Here is a 14,732-nt window from a genome sequence, read left to right as displayed (position 1 = left end):
AGCTTGGCGACAAGGGGCAACCTGCCCGATGAGGGGCCCGAACATGCCCCGACTATGCTCGGGCAGCGCACCGAGCCCATTCATCCCAGGAGCACCCATGGCCCTCAAGATCACCGTGATCGGCACCGGCTATCTCGGCGCCACCCACGCCGCGGCCATGGCCGAGCTCGGGTTCGAGGTACTGGGGCTCGATGTCGTCCCCGAGAAGATCGAGATGCTGCAGCGGGGCGAGGTCCCGATGTACGAGCCGGGGCTCGAGGAGCTGCTGCGCAAGCATGTGGCGGGCATCGAGGGATCCACCGGCCGGCTCCGCTTCACCATGGACTGGGCCGAGGTCGGGGAGTTCGGCGACGTCCACTTCGTCTGCGTGAACACGCCGCAGAAGCACGGGGAGTACGCGTGCGACATGTCGTACGTCGACGCCGCCTTCGAGACGCTCGCCCCGCACCTGTTGGGCCCCGCCCTCGTCGTCGGCAAGTCCACCGTGCCGGTGGGCTCCGCGGAGCGGCTGGCGCGCACGCTCGCCGAGCTCTCCCCCGCCGGTGAGGACGCCGAGCTCGCCTGGAACCCGGAGTTCCTGCGCGAGGGCTTCGCCGTCCAGGACACGCTGCACCCCGACCGTCTCGTGGCCGGCGTGCGCAGCGAGCGGGCCGAGAAGATCCTGCGCGAGGTGTACGCGACGCCCGTCTCCGAGGGCTCGCCCTTCGTCGTCACCGACTTCCCGACCGCCGAGCTGGTGAAGACCTCCGCGAACTCCTTCCTCGCGACCAAGATCTCCTTCATCAACGCCATGGCCGAGGTCTGCGAGGCCGCCGGCGGCGATGTCGCCCTGCTGGCCGAGGCCATCGGCCACGACGAGCGGATCGGGAAGAAGTTCCTGCGGGCGGGGATCGGATTCGGCGGCGGCTGTCTGCCGAAGGACATCCGCGCCTTCATGGCCCGGGCCGGTGAGCTCGGCGCGGACCAGGCGCTGACCTTCCTGCGCGAGATCGACTCCATCAACATGCGCCGTCGCGGCCAGATGGTGGAGATGGCCCGGGAGGCGCTGGGCGGCGGATCCTTCCTCGGCAAGCGGGTCGCCGTGCTCGGCGCGACCTTCAAGCCCGACTCGGACGACGTCCGGGACTCGCCCGCACTGAACGTCGCCGGGCAGATCCACCTCCAGGGCGGCCAGGTCACCGTCTACGACCCGAAGGGCATGGCGAACGCCAAGCGGCTCTTCCCGACGCTCGGGTACGCCGACTCCGCCGTCGGGGCCGTGCGCGGCGCCGACGTCGTCCTGCACCTGACCGAGTGGCGGGAGTTCCGCGAGCTGGACCCTGCGGTGCTGGGCGAGGCCGCCTCGGCCCGGGTGCTCCTGGACGGCCGCAACGCGCTCGACCCCGAGGTGTGGCGCCGGGCCGGTTGGACGTACCGGGCGATGGGCCGCCCGACCGCCTAGGGCCGGACAGTCCCCAGTGGCCCCAGTGGCCCTGGTGGGGCTTCGCAGGTGACCCCGTAGCGCTTCGCAGGTGACGGCGGTCCGGCCGAGGCTCAGTCGGCCGGACCGCCGTCGCCACACATTCTCCACGCTCCCGGCGACCGGTGCGGCCTGTTGTCCACTTCCCGCGTACGAACGGGCTATTTCGCGCGGTACCGGCGCATCTTCGCGCGCGCCCCGCAGACCGCCATCGAGCACCAACGGCCGCGGCCCGCCGGGGAGCGGTCGTAGTACGCCCAGTGGCAGGTCGGTGCCTCACAGGCCTTCAGCCGCAGCCAGGTGCCCTCGACGAGCGCGTCCGCGAGGGCCGCCGCGACGCGTGACGCGAGTGAGTCGCCCGCGGGGGCGAGCCGTGCCGCGCCGTCGCGCTCGTCGACCGTCACGTGCAGCGGGGCCCGGGCCAGCAGCTCGCCAAGAGGGGTCACCGCGCGGTGCGCCGGGTGGCCCGCGTGCGCCAGGCAGGCCGCGCGCAACGACTCGCGCAGCTCGCGGGCCGCCTCCGCCTCGCCCTCCGCGAGGCCGAAGGGCGCCCGGCCCTCGGCGGTGTCCAGCGAGTCCGCGCCCGACTCGATGTCCAGGGTGTTCACCAGCGACTGGATCAGAGCCAGACCGCCGGGCGCGGGCGCACGGTCATTCATGGTTGCGACGTTACCTCCTATGCGGGAGCATGCAGTAACCGTTACCTCTTGAAGAGGTCTTGAGGTAACTCATTGGTGTCGTTGGTAACCCATCGGAGGAAGTCATGGCTCTCGCCAAGCTGGGTGTCGTCGTCCTGGACTGTTCCGACCCGCGCGCGCTCGCCGGGTTCTACGCGCAGGTGCTCGGCGGCAGCGTGGAGGAGGACCCCGGGGACGGCTCGTGGGTGGACCTGAAGGTGCCGGGCGGTCAGGCGCTCGCCTTCCAGCAGGCGCCCGGCTTCGTCCCGCCGCGGTGGCCCGCGCCGGACGGCTCGCAGCAGTTCCACCTGGACCTGGTGGTGGAGGATCTGGACGCGGCCGAGAAGGAGGTGCTGGCGCTGGGCGCGAAGCCGCTGGACACCGAGGACCGCTCGCGCACCTGGCGCGTGTACGCCGACCCGGCGGGGCACCCCTTCTGTCTCTGCGCCTGCTGAGGACGAGCGGGAGGGCGGACGCGGGCGAGGCCGAGGGGGCCTAGCCGTCCAGTTCGGCGATTCTCGCGGTCGACAGTTCCCAGCGGCACTGCGCGGCGCGGGCCGTGAAGTCCAGCACGGTGGGCGGGTCAGCCATCCGGCGACCACCGGCCTGACCCCGGTCGCGCCCTCCCCCGTGCCGCTGCCGGAGACGATCTTCACTCCGCGGGGGCACCGGCCCGCCGTCGTGCCCCGGGAGATGACCCGCGACGACATCCGCGCCACCACCGCCGACCTGGTCGCCCTCGGCCGCCCGTTCCTGGCCAACCCGGACCTGGTGCGACGGCTGCGGCTGGGCGCCCCGCTCAACCCGGTCCGGGACCGGTACCGGATGTACGTGGGCGGGGCGGACGGCTACACCGACTACCCCGCCCTGGACGCTCAGGCCCCGTCGCCGTCGAGGGACTCGATCGTCGCGACGGACGGACCGCGGGTGGCCTGAAGACCGCGCGCCACGTCTTCCGCGGCACCCAGCACCCGTACCGCGTTCTGCCAGGTCAGCTTGGCGAGGTCGGTCTTCGACCAGCCGCGGTCCAGCAGCTCGGCGATCAGGTTCGGGTAGCCGGAGACGTCGTCGAGGCCGTCCGGGGTGAACGCCGTGCCGTCGTAGTCGCCGCCTATGCCGAGGTGGTCGACACCGGCGACCTCGCGCATGTGGTCGAGGTGGTCCGCCACCGTCGACACCGTGGCGACGGGGCGCGGGTGGGACTCCTCGAAGGCGCGGTGGACCTTCATGCCGTCGGGGGTGGTGTCGAGGTGGTGGAAGCCGTTCGCGCGCATGTTCTCGTCGGCCGCGGCCGTCCAGTCGACCGCCGCCTGAAGGACGAACTTCGGTACGAACGTCACCATCGCCACTCCCCCGTTGGCGGGCAGCCGCTCCAGGACGTCGTCCGGGATGTTGCGCGGGTGGTCGCACACCGCGCGCGAGGAGGAGTGGGAGAAGATCACCGGCGCGGAGCTCGTGTCGAGCGCGTCCCGCATGGTCGTCGCCGCGACGTGCGAGAGGTCGACCAGCATGCCCTCGCGGTTCATCTCCCGCACGACCTCACGGCCGAAGGCCGACAGACCGCCGACGGTGGGCACGTCGGTCGCCGAGTCCGCCCACGCGATGTTGTCGTTGTGGGTGAGGGTCATGTAGCGCACGCCCAACGCGTACAACCCCCGCAGCACGGCGAGGGAGTTGTCGATGGAGTGGCCGCCCTCCGCGCCCATCAGGGAGGCGATACGGCCCTCCGCGCGCGCCGCCTCCATGTCGGCGGCGGTCAGCGCGGCCCGCAGGTCGGAGGGGTGACGGTCGATCAACCGCCGTACGCAGTCGATCTGTTCGAGCGTCGCGGTGACCGCGCCCGGCAGGTCCGAGCGGACGTACACCGACCAGAACTGCGCGCCGACGCCGCCCGCGCGCAGCCGGGCCAGGTCGGTGTGCAGGTGGGCACTCTGGTCGGCGGCGATGTCGCGGGCACCGAGGTCGTAGCGGACCTGTTCGCGCAGCGCCCAGGGGAGGTCGTTGTGGCCGTCGACGACGGGGAAGTCGGCGAGGAGGGCGCGGGCCTCGTCGAGGGGGGCCGTGGACGTGACGGACGACGTGGCGGAGGCCATGGGCGTCACTTCCCGGAGCCGAAGCCGAAGCCGCCGCCCGCGCCCTCGACCTTGGCGCGCAGCCGCTTGCCCTTCTCGGTGGCCTGGTCGTTCAGCTCCTGCTGGAACTCCCGCATGCGGGTGAGGAGTTCCTCGTCGTGCGCGGCGAGCATCCGGGCGGCCAGCAGGCCCGCGTTGCGCGCGCCGCCGACGGAGACGGTCGCGACCGGGACGCCGGCCGGCATCTGCACGATCGACAGCAGCGAGTCCATGCCGTCGAGGTACTTCAGCGGGACCGGCACGCCGATGACGGGCAGCGGGGTCACGGAGGCGAGCATGCCGGGCAGGTGGGCCGCCCCGCCCGCGCCCGCGATGATCGCCTTGAGCCCGCGCTCCGCGGCCTGCTCGCCGTACGTGATCATCTCGTGCGGCATGCGGTGCGCGGAGACGACATCCACCTCGTAGGGGATCTCGAACTCGTCCAGCGCCTGCGCGGCCGCTTCCATGACGGGCCAGTCGGAGTCCGACCCCATGACAATGCCTACGACGGGGCTCATTCGGTGATCGTGCCTCTCAGGTAACCGGCTGCGTGGCGGGCGCGCTCGAGGACGTCGTCCAGGTCCTCGCCGTAGGTGTTGACGTGGCCGACCTTGCGGCCGGGCTTCACGTCCTTGCCGTACATGTGGATCTTCAGCTGGGGGTCGCGTGCCATGCAGTGCAGGTACGCGGAGTACATGTCCGGGTAGTCGCCGCCCAGGACGTTGACCATGACCGTCCACTTGGCGCGCGGGCGCGGGTCGCCGAGGGGCAGGTCCAGGACCGCGCGGACGTGGTTGGCGAACTGGGAGGTGATCGCGCCGTCCTGGGTCCAGTGGCCCGAGTTGTGCGGGCGCATGGCCAGCTCGTTGACCAGGATGCGGCCGTCGGGGGTCTCGAAGAGCTCGACGGCCAGGTGACCGACGACACCGAGTTCCTTGGCGATGCGCAGCGCGAGTTCCTCGGCCTGGAGGGCCAGCTCGTCCGGTATGCCGGGCGCGGGGGCGATCACCGTGTCGCAGACGCCGTTGACCTGCTGGGACTCGACCACGGGGTACGCGACCGCCTGGCCGTGCGGGGAGCGGACGACGTTCGCCGCGAGTTCCCGGACGAAGTCGACCTTCTCCTCGGCGAGGACGGGCACGCCGGCCCGGAAGGGCTCGGCCGCCTCCTCGATCGACCGGACGAACCAGACGCCCTTGCCGTCGTAGCCGCCGCGGACCGTCTTGAGGATGATCGGGAATCCGTCGCCCCCGGCCCCTTCGGCGAGGCCCTCCGCCGCGAACGCGGCCACGTCCTCGACGTCGGTCACGATCCGGTGCCGTGGGCACGGCACGCCGATCTCGTCGAGCTTCGCGCGCATCACGCCCTTGTCCTGGGCGTGCACGAGCGCGTCCGGGCCGGGACGGACGGGGATGCCGTCCGCCTCCAGGGCACGCAGATGCTCGGTGGGTACGTGTTCGTGATCGAAGGTGATCACATCGCAGCCCCGCGCGAACTCACGCAGCGTGTCGAGGTCGCGATAGTCGCCGATGACGACATCGCCGACGACCTGCGCCGCGGAATCCTGAGGGGTGTCACTGAGGAGCTTGAACTTGATGCCGAGCGGGATGCCCGCCTCGTGTGTCATACGAGCGAGCTGGCCCCCGCCGACCATGCCGACTACCGGGAACGTCACGCTGCAAGGGTATCGGTCGCGCCACGGGGGCCGGTTTCCGCGCCTGCGGTCCGGCCGTGATCCCGGCGTGGCCCCGGCTGTGATCCCGGCGTGGCCCCGGTTTTCCCTCGCTGTGACCCGCTCTTTCCGCTCCCGTGAGGCCGTCCACAGGCACGAGGGCCGTCCGCTGGTTAGAGTGGCTGGGTTGAATTTTTCGACCGATGTCCGACCTACGGGGGCTGGCGACACCATGGGCAGTGCTTCTTCGGGGCTTCACGTACGGCCCCGCAGCGCGGTTCGCCGCCGGTTCGACCAGCTGTTCCGGGAGATCGCGAAGTTCGGGGCAGTCGGCGGAGCGGGGCTTCTCGTCAACCTGGTGACCTTCAACCTGGTGCGCAGCGCGACCGGGCTGCAGGTCGTACGGGCCAGCGTCATCGCCACGATCGTCGCAATCGTCTTCAACTACATCGGGTTCCGCTACTTCACGTACCGGGACCGTGACAGTGGCGGCCGCACCAAGGAGATGGGCCTCTTCGTGCTGTTCAGCGCGGTGGGGCTGGTCATCGAGAACGGTGTGCTGTACGTCGCGACGTACGGGTTCGGCTGGGACAGCCCGCTGCAGAGCAACATCTTCAAGTTCCTCGGCATCGGCATCGCGACGCTGTTCCGGTTCTGGTCGTACCGCACGTGGGTGTTCCGTACGGTGCCGGACGAGGCGCGTGAGGTCCTGGAGAGCGCGGAGGCGATCCTCGACGAGGAGCCGGAGCCTCGACGGTCCCGGGCACGGGCCCGGGCGAACTGAGCCCCCTGGGGCTGCCCGCCGGGGCTATCTGACCGTTCGTTCCTCGTCCTCGTCCACCAGGGGTGGTCTCTTCAGCGGGGTGCGGGAGAGGAACAGGCCGAACACCGGCGGCTGTGCCTGGAGCATCTCCAGACGGCCCCCGTCCGCCTCCGCGAGGTCGCGGGCGACCGCGAGGCCGATGCCCGTGGAGTTGCGGCCGCTGATCGTGCGCTCGAAGATGCGGGCGCCCAGGTCGGCGGGGACACCGGGGCCCTCGTCCGTGACCTCCACGACGGCCTGGTTGCCCGTGACACGGGTGCGCAGGGCGACCGTGCCGCCCCCGTGCATGAGCGAGTTCTCGATGAGCGCGGCCAGTACCTGGGCGACCGCGCCCGGGGTGCCGACGGCCTGCAGATGCCGCTTGCCCGAGCTGACGATGGCGCGGCCCGCGCTGCGGTAGGCCGGGCGCCACTCCTCCAGCTGCTGCTTGATGACCTCGTCGAGGTCGAAGGCGACGGCGGAGCCGGTACGGGGGTCGCGGGCGTTGGTGAGCAGCCGCTCCACCACGTCCGTGAGGCGCTCGACCTGGGTCAGGGCGATCGTCGCCTCCTCCTTCACGTTGTCCGGGTCATCCGTGAGGGTGATTTCCTCCAGACGCATGGAGAGGGCCGTCAGCGGCGTACGGAGCTGGTGGGAGGCGTCCGCGGCGAGCCGGCGCTCGGCGGTGAGCATCCGTGCGATCCGCTCCGCGCTGGCGTCCAGCACGTCGGCGACACGGTCCAGCTCCGGGACGCCGTAGCGCTTGTGGCGCGGGCGGGGGTCGCCGGAGCCGAGCCGCTCCGCGGTCTCCGCGAGGTCGGTGAGCGGGGAGGCGAGGCGGTTGGCCTGCCGTACGGCCAGCAGGACCGCGGCGACGATCGCGAGCAGCGCGACCAAGGCGATGATCAGGAGGGTGCGGCCGACCTCGCGCGTCACGGCCGAGCGGGGCTCCTGGACGGTGACCGTCTCGCCCTCCTCGCCCTTGGCCGTGGAGTGGATGACGTCACCGCTGGGCTGGAGGCCTAGCTCGACGGGGGCCTGGCCGGGGATGCGGATCACGGCGTACCGGTCTTCCGCGATCTGGTTCTTGAGAATCTCCGCGTTGATGTGCTCGTCACCGAGGATGCGGCTGTCGACGATGCTGGCCAGGCGCAGGGCCTCGGAGTCCACGCGTTCCTGGGCGCTGTTGCTGATCGTGCGGGTCTCGACGATCACGAGGGACACGCCGAAGACGGCGATCACGACGAGCACGACGGCGAGCGTGGACTGGATGAGACGGCGACGCACGGGGTCCTCCGGGCGGGTGGCTGTACGTGGACCAGTGTGCCTTGCCGCTGCGCTGGGCTGGGACGGGGGAGGCGCTCGGGTAGCCCGGGGTTCTCTTTGGCTGCGGGCCGGTGGGGGCTGGGCACGCAGTTCCCCGCGCCCCTGGGGCGGGGCTTCGCCCCGCATCCCCGGCCCGCCCGGAGCCGCCCCGAGTCCCCCCGCCGCCGCGCGGCCTCAGCTCTTTTCGAAGCGGAAGCCGACTCCTCGTACCGTCGCGATGTAGCGGGGGTTCGCCGCGTCGTCGCCGAGCTTCTTGCGGAGCCAGGAGATGTGCATGTCGAGGGTCTTGGTGGACGACCACCACGTGGTGTCCCAGACCTCGCGCATCAGCTGGTCACGCGTGACGACCCGGCCGGCATCGCGGACGAGGACCCGCAGCAGGTCGAACTCCTTCGCCGTGAGCTGGAGTTCCTCGTCGCCCATCCAGGCCCGGTGCGACTCGACGTCGATGCGCACCCCGTGCGTGGCGGGCGGCTGCTGCGGCTCCGCGGCTCCGCGCCGCAGGAGGGCCCGGACACGGGCGAGCAGTTCGGCAAGGCGGAAGGGCTTGGTGACGTAGTCGTCGGCGCCAGCGTCGAGACCGACGACGGTGTCCACCTCGTCGGCGCGCGCGGTCAGGATGAGGATGGGGACGGTGTGGCCTTCGGCACGGAGGCGGCGGGCCACTTCGAGGCCGTCCATACCGGGCAGGCCCAGGTCCAGGACGACCAGGTCGACGCCGCCCTGCATTCCGGCGTCGAGCGCGGTGGGTCCGTCCTCGCGCACTTCGACCTCGTAACCCTCCCGGCGCAGGGCGCGGGCCAAAGGCTCCGAGATGGACGCGTCGTCCTCGGCGAGCAGTACACGGGTCATGGGGTGATGGTAGTCCGCCGCGGACAGCGCCTGTGGTGTGATCGCCAACCGTAATTCTTACCTGGGGCTGTACGGTTTCTTGCCTGCGGCTGTGGGAAGCGATCTTGCCCGACACCTTCGAATAGGTGTCCGTGGTTCCATTATTACCTGTGATCCATGTCTCAAGTCCTTCCATATGCCACATTGAGATGTCGTATGGTGACCAGACGCCTGTAGCACCAGTAGGAGACCTTTGGCGCGTACTTGACGCTGAAGGTCTCTTTCATGTGCGGGCTGGTGTTCGCCAGCCTCGAAAGGAATGACCTGTGGCCGGGCCCCAGCGCATCAATGCGCGATGGGCGTGGATCCCGGTGGTCGCCGTCCACCGCTTCGCAATCCGGAGCGGACTCCCCGTGGGCGTGGGGAAGGACGGGCGAATCCCGCCGGTGCCGGCCGCCCCCCACCGGGCGCGTAACGCTCAAGCAGCGCGTCCCGACCAGCAAGGAACGACCATGGCGTCCAGCCTGACGAAGGACTCGGTGACTCCGGGCACCCCCGGTTCCGAGAAGACCTTCTTCGGCCACCCCCGCGGACTGGCCACTCTCTTCATGACCGAGATGTGGGAGCGATTCTCCTACTACGGCATGAAGGCTCTGCTCCCGCTGTACCTGGTGGCACCGGGCGGCCTGCACCTGAGCGCGGCCACCGCGACCGCGATCTACTCGGTGTACCTGTCGCTGGTGTACCTGCTCGCCCTACCGGGCGGCTGGTTCGCCGACCGTGTCCTCGGCCCCCGCAAGACGGTCGCCGTCGCGGGCGTCATCATCATGCTGGGCCACCTCACGCTGGCCCTGCCGTCGTCCGGCACGTTCTACGGCGGCCTCGGGCTCGTCGCGATCGGTTCCGGTCTGCTGAAGGCCAACATCTCCACGATGGTCGGTCACCTCTACGACGGTCCGGACGACCCGCGCCGTGACGGTGGCTTCACGCTCTTCTACATCGGCATCAACGTCGGCGCCTTCGCCGCTCCGCTGGTCATCGGCACCGTCGGCGAGAACGTCAACTGGCACCTGGGCTTCGCGCTCGCCGCGCTCGGCATGGCGCTGGGTCTGGCCCAGTACCTGCTCGGCGGCCGTCACCTGAACCCGCGCTCGCACGAGATCCCCACGCCGCTGTCGGCCGCGGAGAAGTCCGCGACGCTGCGCAAGTCCGCGCTGTGGGCGGCCGTCGCGGTGGTCTTCTACTGCATCGTCGGCTTCTCGGGTCACTACACCCTGAACTGGCTGCTGGTCCCGATCACCATCGCCGGTCTGATCATCCCGGTCATGGTCATCGCGCGCATCAAGCGGGACAAGGACCTCGACCGCGCCGAGCAGTCGAAGATGTCCGCGTACATCTGGTTCTTCGTCGCCGCGGCCGTCTTCTGGATGATCTACGACCAGGGCGGCTCGACCATGTCGATCTTCGCCGACTCCTCCGCCGAGAACACGATCTTCGGCTGGGAGTTCCCGGTCTCCTGGTACCAGTCCGTCAACCCGGTCATGATCATGGCGCTCGCGCCGGTGTTCGCCTGGGCGTGGCTGGCGCTGAACAAGCGCGGCAAGGAGCCGAGCACGGCCACCAAGTTCGCGTCGGGTCTGATCCTGATCGGTGCCTCGTTCTTCCTGTTCCTGGCTCCGCTGACGATCGCCGAGGGCGGTCACAAGGCGGCCGCGATGTGGCTGGTCGCGATCTACTTCGTGCAGACCGTCGGTGAGTTGACGCTCTCGCCGGTCGGCCTCTCCGTCACCACGAAGATGGCTCCCGCGAAGTACGCCTCCCAGATGATGGGCGTCTGGTTCCTGGCCGTCACCGCCGGTGACGCCACGACGGGTTTGCTGTCCATCGCCAACGTCGACCTCAACAAGACGGGCATCGTCGCCCTGGAGGCCACGCTCGCCGTGATCGCCGGTGTCGCGGTGTGGATGTACCGCAAGAAGGTCAAGGAACTGATGGGCGACGTCCACTGACGCCCGCCTGAACCTGGCGTTCCACCGAAGGGTCGCTGCACCGAGGGGTGCGGCGATCCTTCGGGTTTCCCGGCGACCTTCGGTATTCACTTGGGGAGCGCACGGCCCGCGCGGTTGCCTACGTCCGGGCCAACCTCTGCCCGGACCTCATGGAGGTCGTCCCAGGAAGGGTCATGACCGCCACGCCCGAGGCCTACGACCGTACGGGCGTGTGGGCCGTCGACATCGGCAAGTCCTGAGTCTCAGGCGTCGGGCAGCTCGTCACGTCGTACGGCCGTGACGAAGGACGCCCAGGCCGCCGCCGGGAGTACGAGGGCGGGCCCGTGGGGGTTCTTGGAGTCGCGGACGGGGACGAGGGGGGTGAGGGTGAGGAGGTTGTCGACGACTTCGAGGCACTCGCCGCCGTCCTGGTTGCTGTAGCTGCTCTTGCGCCAGGCAGCAGCGGCGAGCAGGTCGTCGGAGACCTCGACGCACGCGCCGCCGTCCGGGTTGCTGTAGCTGCTCTTGCGCCATGTCACGGCTGTCAGGTCGACGGATCGCATGGTGCTTCCTCCAGCATCTGCCCGATGAACTTCCGCGACTCGGCCGGGGACAGCGCCAGGTCGCGCATCGAATCGTACGCACGTTGCAGACGCTCAACCTCCCCGTTTTCTTCGACCAGTTCGCCGTGGTAGGCGGTCTCGGTGTAGGCCACTGTCTGCCCGTCGAGCAGCCTCAGGAACATCACGTCGGTGCTCACCAAGCCGTGCAGGCCGGAACTCTGAGGCAGCACTTGAAGCGTGATGTTCGGGCGCTCTGTCATCTCCGCGAGGTGTTCGAGCTGCTCCTTCCACGCCTTGGCATCCCGCAACGGTGTGCGCAGCACAGCCTCGGACAGGATGGTGCGGAACGGCGGCGCGTCCTCGCCCACCAGCAACGCGCGGCGGCCGACCCGCGCCTCCACCTGCTGGGCCAGCTCCTCGCCCTTGGTACCACCCACCGCGAGCACTTCACGCACGTACCCATCCGCCTGAAGCAAGCCGTGCACAGTACTCACAGCGAAGTGCCACAGGCTCACCGCCTCCGCCTCAAGCAGCATGTACCTGCGGTACTGCTCCTTGAACTGCGTCGGATCGCCCACCGCCAGCTCCCACAACGCCAACAGCAACCCCGGCGTCCCGTAATGCCGGTCCAGCGCCTGGGCCACCTCGGGGCTCCCCAGGGTGTGCCCGGTCTCCAGCTTCCCGAGTGTCGACCAGTCCCAGCCCAGTCGCTCCGCGAGCTGGCGCAGGCTGACGCCGCTCCGCTCACGTAACTCCCTCACCTCCTCGGCGAATCGCCTGCGCGGCTCCTGGCTGCGGCTCGTCACCGTCCGTCTCTGCGGCATCCCCGTCCTCCCCCTCCGGCGGCTGTGGAATTTGTGGAATTTGGAGTGCCCGGTGTGGAACCAGCGCCCTTCCACGGCATTTCCGCCCTGCTCACGCGGCATGCTCGTACTGCCTGAACACGCACCGTAATCCACCGGGTGCGCTCCGCACAGGCATGTCCGCGACCACGTAACCAAGGAGTGAGCCCCATGACCACCACGACCCTCCCCCGACTCCCCCGCCGCACCCGTACCCACAGCACCACCTCCTCCTGGACCCCGCCCGGCGGCTGGGCGCGTCCGACCCCCGCGGCGCTGCGGGCGATCGAGGCGGCGCTCGCGCAGTGGTCGGCATGACGGCGCGTACGGCGGTGGCGGCGCCCAGGCCCCCGTACGGCGGCGGCTGCGACGTGTGCGCGGCGCTGCTGGCACAGCGGACGGCCGCGAAGGAGGCGGGCCGCATGGGCGAGGTCGCCGAATGCGACCGGGAGTTGCGGGCGCACGGCAGACACGGGGAGGGGCGTACGACATGACCGGGCCGACGTACGACGTGAGCCGCTCCCCCGTTCCCGTCGACGGTTGCGAGGCCTGCCGGGAGTTCGCCGCACGGCGCCACGCGGCGCGGGCGGTGTTCGACCACAGCGCGGTGAGCGACGCGAACGTGCGGATGCGGGCGCATCTGCGGCAGGAGCACGGCGGGTGAGGAGGAGACGGCGGACCCCGCTCGACGACGCGTTCTGGAGCGGGGTCCTCACGCTGTTCAGCATGTCCGTGCTGCTTGCGGTGCTCTTCGTGGGGGTGCGGGGCTAAGCGCGTGCCTCCGGTGGGAAGCCGGTCGAGCGCAGGTCCTCGGGCAGGTGGGACATGTCGTTGTAGACGAGGACCGAGGCCACGCGGCCCGGTGTGTAGCGGATGACGGACAGGGCGGCGTTGCAGTGGTTGAGGCCCAGCCAACGCCAGGGCGGGGCGTCCAGCGCGGCGCGTACCAGCCAGCCGACGAGGAAGTTGTGGGTGACGACCAGCTCGTGTCGGTCCTCGGCGCCGTCCACCGGCCCGGTGAACCGCTCTTCGGCCTCGCGGGCCAGCGCCGCTCCCTCCTCACGCTCCTGAGCCGTGAACTGCTCAAGGAACGCCAGCAGCCGCTCCGCCGCGTCCGCGGGCAGTTCCTCCTTGCCGGGCACGTAGGGCACATAGTCCCCGGCCGTCTCGACCTGCCGTACGGGCACCTCCTTCAGACGGTCGCCGATCAGCCGGGCCGTCTGCGCCGCGCGCGGCAGCGGCCCGTGGTGGACCGCAGTCAAGGGAACGTCCCTGAGTCGGTCGCCCAGGAGTTGGGCCTGGCGACGGCCGTTCTCGGTCAGCTCGCTCTCGTCGGCCGTCGCCTCACCGTGGCGGGCGAGGTACAGATAGCGGGTGGCCTGCGCGGTCATGTGCGGTTTCCCCCTGTGGCGGGTCCTGGAGCCGGAGCCAGTCGAGGACTTCGGCGGCGTGCTGGTCGGGTGGGAAGACGGGGTAGAAGACGTGCTCGATCTCGCCCCGGTTCACGATCATGGTCAGTCGGCGGTACAACGTGCGCCCGCCGGCGGTGAAGGTGGGCAGGTCCAGGGCCGCGCGCAGCGCGAGTCCGGTGTCCGAGAGGATCGCGAAGGGCAGGCGCAGCCGTTCCGCCAGTTCCCTTTGGTACTCCCGCGGTTGCGACGACAGGCCGTACACCCGTGCCGCCCCGACCGCCCGGAGGTCGTCGTAGTGATTGCGGAAGGCGCACGCCTCGGCGGTGCATCCGCGGGCGCCCGGGATGGTGTCCCAGCCGTCCGGGAGGTCGGTCCCCGGCCGGCCCGACAGCGGATAGACGTACAGCACGGTCCGGCCGGGCCCCAGTGCTCCGAGACCGACCGCCCGACCGTCCGTGGCGGGCAGGACGAGGTCAGGCAGCCGCCCACCCGGCAGATGCGCGGCGCCGTCGTCGTCGGGCGGCCGGGGCAGGCCGAGGGGCAGCCAGGCCGGGTCGGCGGGCACCGGCACGGGGGACACTCCGCGGGCGCTCACTTCCGGGGAAACCGAAATCCCTGTACGGGCGTTTCCCTCCGGGGCATCCGGAATCAATCTGCGGGCGCTCGCCTCCAGGTGTGCCGCCAGCGTGTCCCGGCGTTCCGTCAGGAGCCTGATCCTCTCGGACAGGTCCCTGATCGAGCGGCGGTAGGCCGCCAGCGACGCCGGGCACTCGTCTCCCAGGTCGTGCCCGCTCGCCAGGCACTCCACGAACGGCCGGGTGTCCTCCACCGACAGGCCGAGCCCGGTCAGCGTCCGGATCTCCTCGACCTGCCGCAACGCCGTTGGCGCATAGTCCCGGTATCCGTTGGTCAGCCGCCGGGGCACGACAAGCCCCGCCGCCTCGTAATAACGCAACGCCCGGACCGTCACTCCGGTCCTGCGCGCCAACTCGCCAACTCGCATGCCCCGACGCTAAACCCGCACCCCGGGGTCCAGGTCAAGCGGACCT

Annotated in this window: 17 protein-coding genes and 1 pseudogene; 8 read left to right on the top strand and 10 right to left on the bottom strand. The window is 70.5% G+C overall.

All coding sequences use genetic code 11. The features are described 5' to 3' along the window. Positions 1-97 precede the first annotated feature (97 nt). Positions 98-1,441 carry a UDP-glucose/GDP-mannose dehydrogenase family protein gene (locus tag KVT44_RS43195; RefSeq protein ID WP_099941717.1) on the top strand — a complete coding sequence of 448 codons (1,344 nt, stop codon included), beginning with the start codon at positions 98-100 and terminating at the stop codon, positions 1,439-1,441. A gap of 179 nt (positions 1,442-1,620) precedes the next feature. Here KVT44_RS43195 and KVT44_RS43190 read toward each other — a convergent pair whose 3' ends face one another. Next, positions 1,621-2,118 (bottom strand): CGNR zinc finger domain-containing protein, encoded by a 498-nt coding sequence (locus KVT44_RS43190; RefSeq protein WP_217573417.1) that lies wholly within the window; start codon positions 2,116-2,118, stop codon positions 1,621-1,623. Positions 2,119-2,222: 104 nt separating this feature from the next. Here KVT44_RS43190 and KVT44_RS43185 point away from each other — a divergent pair, with 104 nt between their 5' ends. Further along, positions 2,223-2,591: a VOC family protein gene (locus KVT44_RS43185; protein WP_099922312.1), complete on the top strand. Its 369-nt coding sequence runs from the start codon at positions 2,223-2,225 to the stop codon at positions 2,589-2,591. A 106-nt stretch (positions 2,592-2,697) separates the two neighbouring features. After that, positions 2,698-3,072, top strand: a pseudogene (locus KVT44_RS43180) (hypothetical protein); the annotation flags it as partial. Here the strand turns inward: KVT44_RS43180 and KVT44_RS43175 are convergent. From KVT44_RS43175 to KVT44_RS43165, 3 genes are read right to left on the bottom strand one after another with little or no spacing between them, the layout of a single operon-like run. Then, positions 3,012-4,229: a dipeptidase gene (locus KVT44_RS43175; RefSeq protein WP_217573415.1), complete on the bottom strand. Its 1,218-nt coding sequence runs from the start codon at positions 4,227-4,229 to the stop codon at positions 3,012-3,014. The pseudogene KVT44_RS43180 and the gene KVT44_RS43175 sit on opposite strands and share 61 nt — an antisense overlap. A 5-nt stretch (positions 4,230-4,234) precedes the next feature. Next, positions 4,235-4,765: a 5-(carboxyamino)imidazole ribonucleotide mutase gene (gene purE, locus KVT44_RS43170; RefSeq protein ID WP_075027355.1), complete on the bottom strand. Its 531-nt coding sequence runs from the start codon at positions 4,763-4,765 to the stop codon at positions 4,235-4,237. After that, on the bottom strand, positions 4,762-5,922 hold the full coding sequence (locus tag KVT44_RS43165; RefSeq protein WP_217573413.1) for a 5-(carboxyamino)imidazole ribonucleotide synthase: 1,161 nt from the start codon (positions 5,920-5,922) through the stop codon (positions 4,762-4,764). Before KVT44_RS43165 ends, purE begins: the two co-directional genes overlap by 4 nt. Before the next feature lie 229 nt (positions 5,923-6,151). Between KVT44_RS43165 and KVT44_RS43160 the strand changes: the two genes are divergently transcribed. Then, the gene (locus KVT44_RS43160; RefSeq protein ID WP_190171953.1) at positions 6,152-6,703 is read left to right on the top strand and encodes a GtrA family protein; all 552 of its coding nucleotides are present in this window, start codon (positions 6,152-6,154) and stop codon (positions 6,701-6,703) included. Between the two features lie 24 nt (positions 6,704-6,727). Here KVT44_RS43160 and KVT44_RS43155 read toward each other — a convergent pair whose 3' ends face one another. Next, positions 6,728-8,008 (bottom strand): ATP-binding protein, encoded by a 1,281-nt coding sequence (locus KVT44_RS43155; RefSeq protein WP_217573410.1) that lies wholly within the window; start codon positions 8,006-8,008, stop codon positions 6,728-6,730. A gap of 213 nt (positions 8,009-8,221) precedes the next feature. Further along, complete coding sequence (locus tag KVT44_RS43150; RefSeq protein WP_018566970.1) at positions 8,222-8,899, bottom strand: response regulator transcription factor; 678 nt, start codon at positions 8,897-8,899, stop codon at positions 8,222-8,224. Between the two features lie 491 nt (positions 8,900-9,390). On the opposite strand from KVT44_RS43150, the gene KVT44_RS43145 reads away from it, so the two are divergent. Continuing rightward, a complete protein-coding gene (locus KVT44_RS43145; protein ID WP_217573408.1) occupies positions 9,391-10,887 on the top strand; it encodes an oligopeptide:H+ symporter in 1,497 nt (498 codons plus the stop codon). A 242-nt stretch (positions 10,888-11,129) separates the two neighbouring features. Here KVT44_RS43145 and KVT44_RS43140 read toward each other — a convergent pair whose 3' ends face one another. Both KVT44_RS43140 and KVT44_RS43135 read right to left on the bottom strand, forming a co-directional pair. After that, entirely contained in the window at positions 11,130-11,429 is a 300-nt protein-coding gene (locus KVT44_RS43140; protein ID WP_217573406.1) for a DUF397 domain-containing protein, read from the bottom strand. Continuing rightward, positions 11,411-12,253 carry a helix-turn-helix transcriptional regulator gene (locus KVT44_RS43135; protein WP_217573404.1) on the bottom strand — a complete coding sequence of 281 codons (843 nt, stop codon included), beginning with the start codon at positions 12,251-12,253 and terminating at the stop codon, positions 11,411-11,413. The genes KVT44_RS43140 and KVT44_RS43135 overlap by 19 nt, the downstream gene beginning before the upstream one ends. A gap of 189 nt (positions 12,254-12,442) precedes the next feature. Between KVT44_RS43135 and KVT44_RS43130 the strand changes: the two genes are divergently transcribed. From KVT44_RS43130 to KVT44_RS43120, 3 genes are read left to right on the top strand one after another with little or no spacing between them, the layout of a single operon-like run. Then, positions 12,443-12,589, top strand: a complete 147-nt coding sequence (locus KVT44_RS43130; RefSeq protein ID WP_190171946.1) for a hypothetical protein — start codon at positions 12,443-12,445, stop codon at positions 12,587-12,589. Then, entirely contained in the window at positions 12,586-12,765 is a 180-nt protein-coding gene (locus KVT44_RS43125) for a hypothetical protein (RefSeq protein WP_217573402.1), read from the top strand. Before KVT44_RS43130 ends, KVT44_RS43125 begins: the two co-directional genes overlap by 4 nt. Continuing rightward, a complete protein-coding gene (locus tag KVT44_RS43120) occupies positions 12,762-12,935 on the top strand; it encodes a hypothetical protein (RefSeq protein WP_159055457.1) in 174 nt (57 codons plus the stop codon). Before KVT44_RS43125 ends, KVT44_RS43120 begins: the two co-directional genes overlap by 4 nt. 103 nt (positions 12,936-13,038) lie before the next feature. On the opposite strand, the gene KVT44_RS43115 is transcribed toward KVT44_RS43120, so the two are convergent. Both KVT44_RS43115 and KVT44_RS43110 read right to left on the bottom strand, forming a co-directional pair. Further along, the gene (locus tag KVT44_RS43115; RefSeq protein WP_217573400.1) at positions 13,039-13,662 is read right to left on the bottom strand and encodes a histidine phosphatase family protein; all 624 of its coding nucleotides are present in this window, start codon (positions 13,660-13,662) and stop codon (positions 13,039-13,041) included. Further along, a complete protein-coding gene (locus tag KVT44_RS43110) occupies positions 13,616-14,686 on the bottom strand; it encodes a MerR family transcriptional regulator (protein ID WP_217573398.1) in 1,071 nt (356 codons plus the stop codon). The genes KVT44_RS43115 and KVT44_RS43110 overlap by 47 nt, the downstream gene beginning before the upstream one ends. Positions 14,687-14,732 lie beyond the last annotated feature (46 nt).

This window comes from Streptomyces sp. GbtcB7, assembly GCF_019091445.1.
Taxonomy (GTDB): Bacteria; Actinomycetota; Actinomycetes; order Streptomycetales; family Streptomycetaceae; genus Streptomyces; species Streptomyces mirabilis.
This window is presented reverse-complemented; position numbering and strand designations above follow the sequence as displayed.

Excerpts from the sequence above, each read along its gene's own strand:
- KVT44_RS43125 (WP_217573402.1), top strand. The coding sequence starts at position 12,586 with ATGACGGCGCGTACGGCGGTGGCGGCGCCCAGGCCCCCGTACGGCGGC.
- KVT44_RS43120 (WP_159055457.1), top strand. The coding sequence starts at position 12,762 with ATGACCGGGCCGACGTACGACGTGAGCCGCTCCCCCGTTCCCGTCGAC.
- KVT44_RS43145 (WP_217573408.1), top strand. The coding sequence starts at position 9,391 with ATGGCGTCCAGCCTGACGAAGGACTCGGTGACTCCGGGCACCCCCGGT.
- KVT44_RS43135 (WP_217573404.1), bottom strand. The coding sequence starts at position 12,253 with ATGCCGCAGAGACGGACGGTGACGAGCCGCAGCCAGGAGCCGCGCAGG.
- KVT44_RS43190 (WP_217573417.1), bottom strand. The coding sequence starts at position 2,118 with ATGAATGACCGTGCGCCCGCGCCCGGCGGTCTGGCTCTGATCCAGTCG.
- KVT44_RS43115 (WP_217573400.1), bottom strand. The coding sequence starts at position 13,662 with ATGACCGCGCAGGCCACCCGCTATCTGTACCTCGCCCGCCACGGTGAG.
- KVT44_RS43150 (WP_018566970.1), bottom strand. The coding sequence starts at position 8,899 with ATGACCCGTGTACTGCTCGCCGAGGACGACGCGTCCATCTCGGAGCCT.
- KVT44_RS43110 (WP_217573398.1), bottom strand. The coding sequence starts at position 14,686 with ATGCGAGTTGGCGAGTTGGCGCGCAGGACCGGAGTGACGGTCCGGGCG.
- KVT44_RS43160 (WP_190171953.1), top strand. The coding sequence starts at position 6,152 with ATGGGCAGTGCTTCTTCGGGGCTTCACGTACGGCCCCGCAGCGCGGTT.
- KVT44_RS43175 (WP_217573415.1), bottom strand. The coding sequence starts at position 4,229 with ATGGCCTCCGCCACGTCGTCCGTCACGTCCACGGCCCCCCTCGACGAG.
- KVT44_RS43195 (WP_099941717.1), top strand. The coding sequence starts at position 98 with ATGGCCCTCAAGATCACCGTGATCGGCACCGGCTATCTCGGCGCCACC.
- purE (WP_075027355.1), bottom strand. The coding sequence starts at position 4,765 with ATGAGCCCCGTCGTAGGCATTGTCATGGGGTCGGACTCCGACTGGCCC.
- KVT44_RS43140 (WP_217573406.1), bottom strand. The coding sequence starts at position 11,429 with ATGCGATCCGTCGACCTGACAGCCGTGACATGGCGCAAGAGCAGCTAC.
- KVT44_RS43185 (WP_099922312.1), top strand. The coding sequence starts at position 2,223 with ATGGCTCTCGCCAAGCTGGGTGTCGTCGTCCTGGACTGTTCCGACCCG.
- KVT44_RS43130 (WP_190171946.1), top strand. The coding sequence starts at position 12,443 with ATGACCACCACGACCCTCCCCCGACTCCCCCGCCGCACCCGTACCCAC.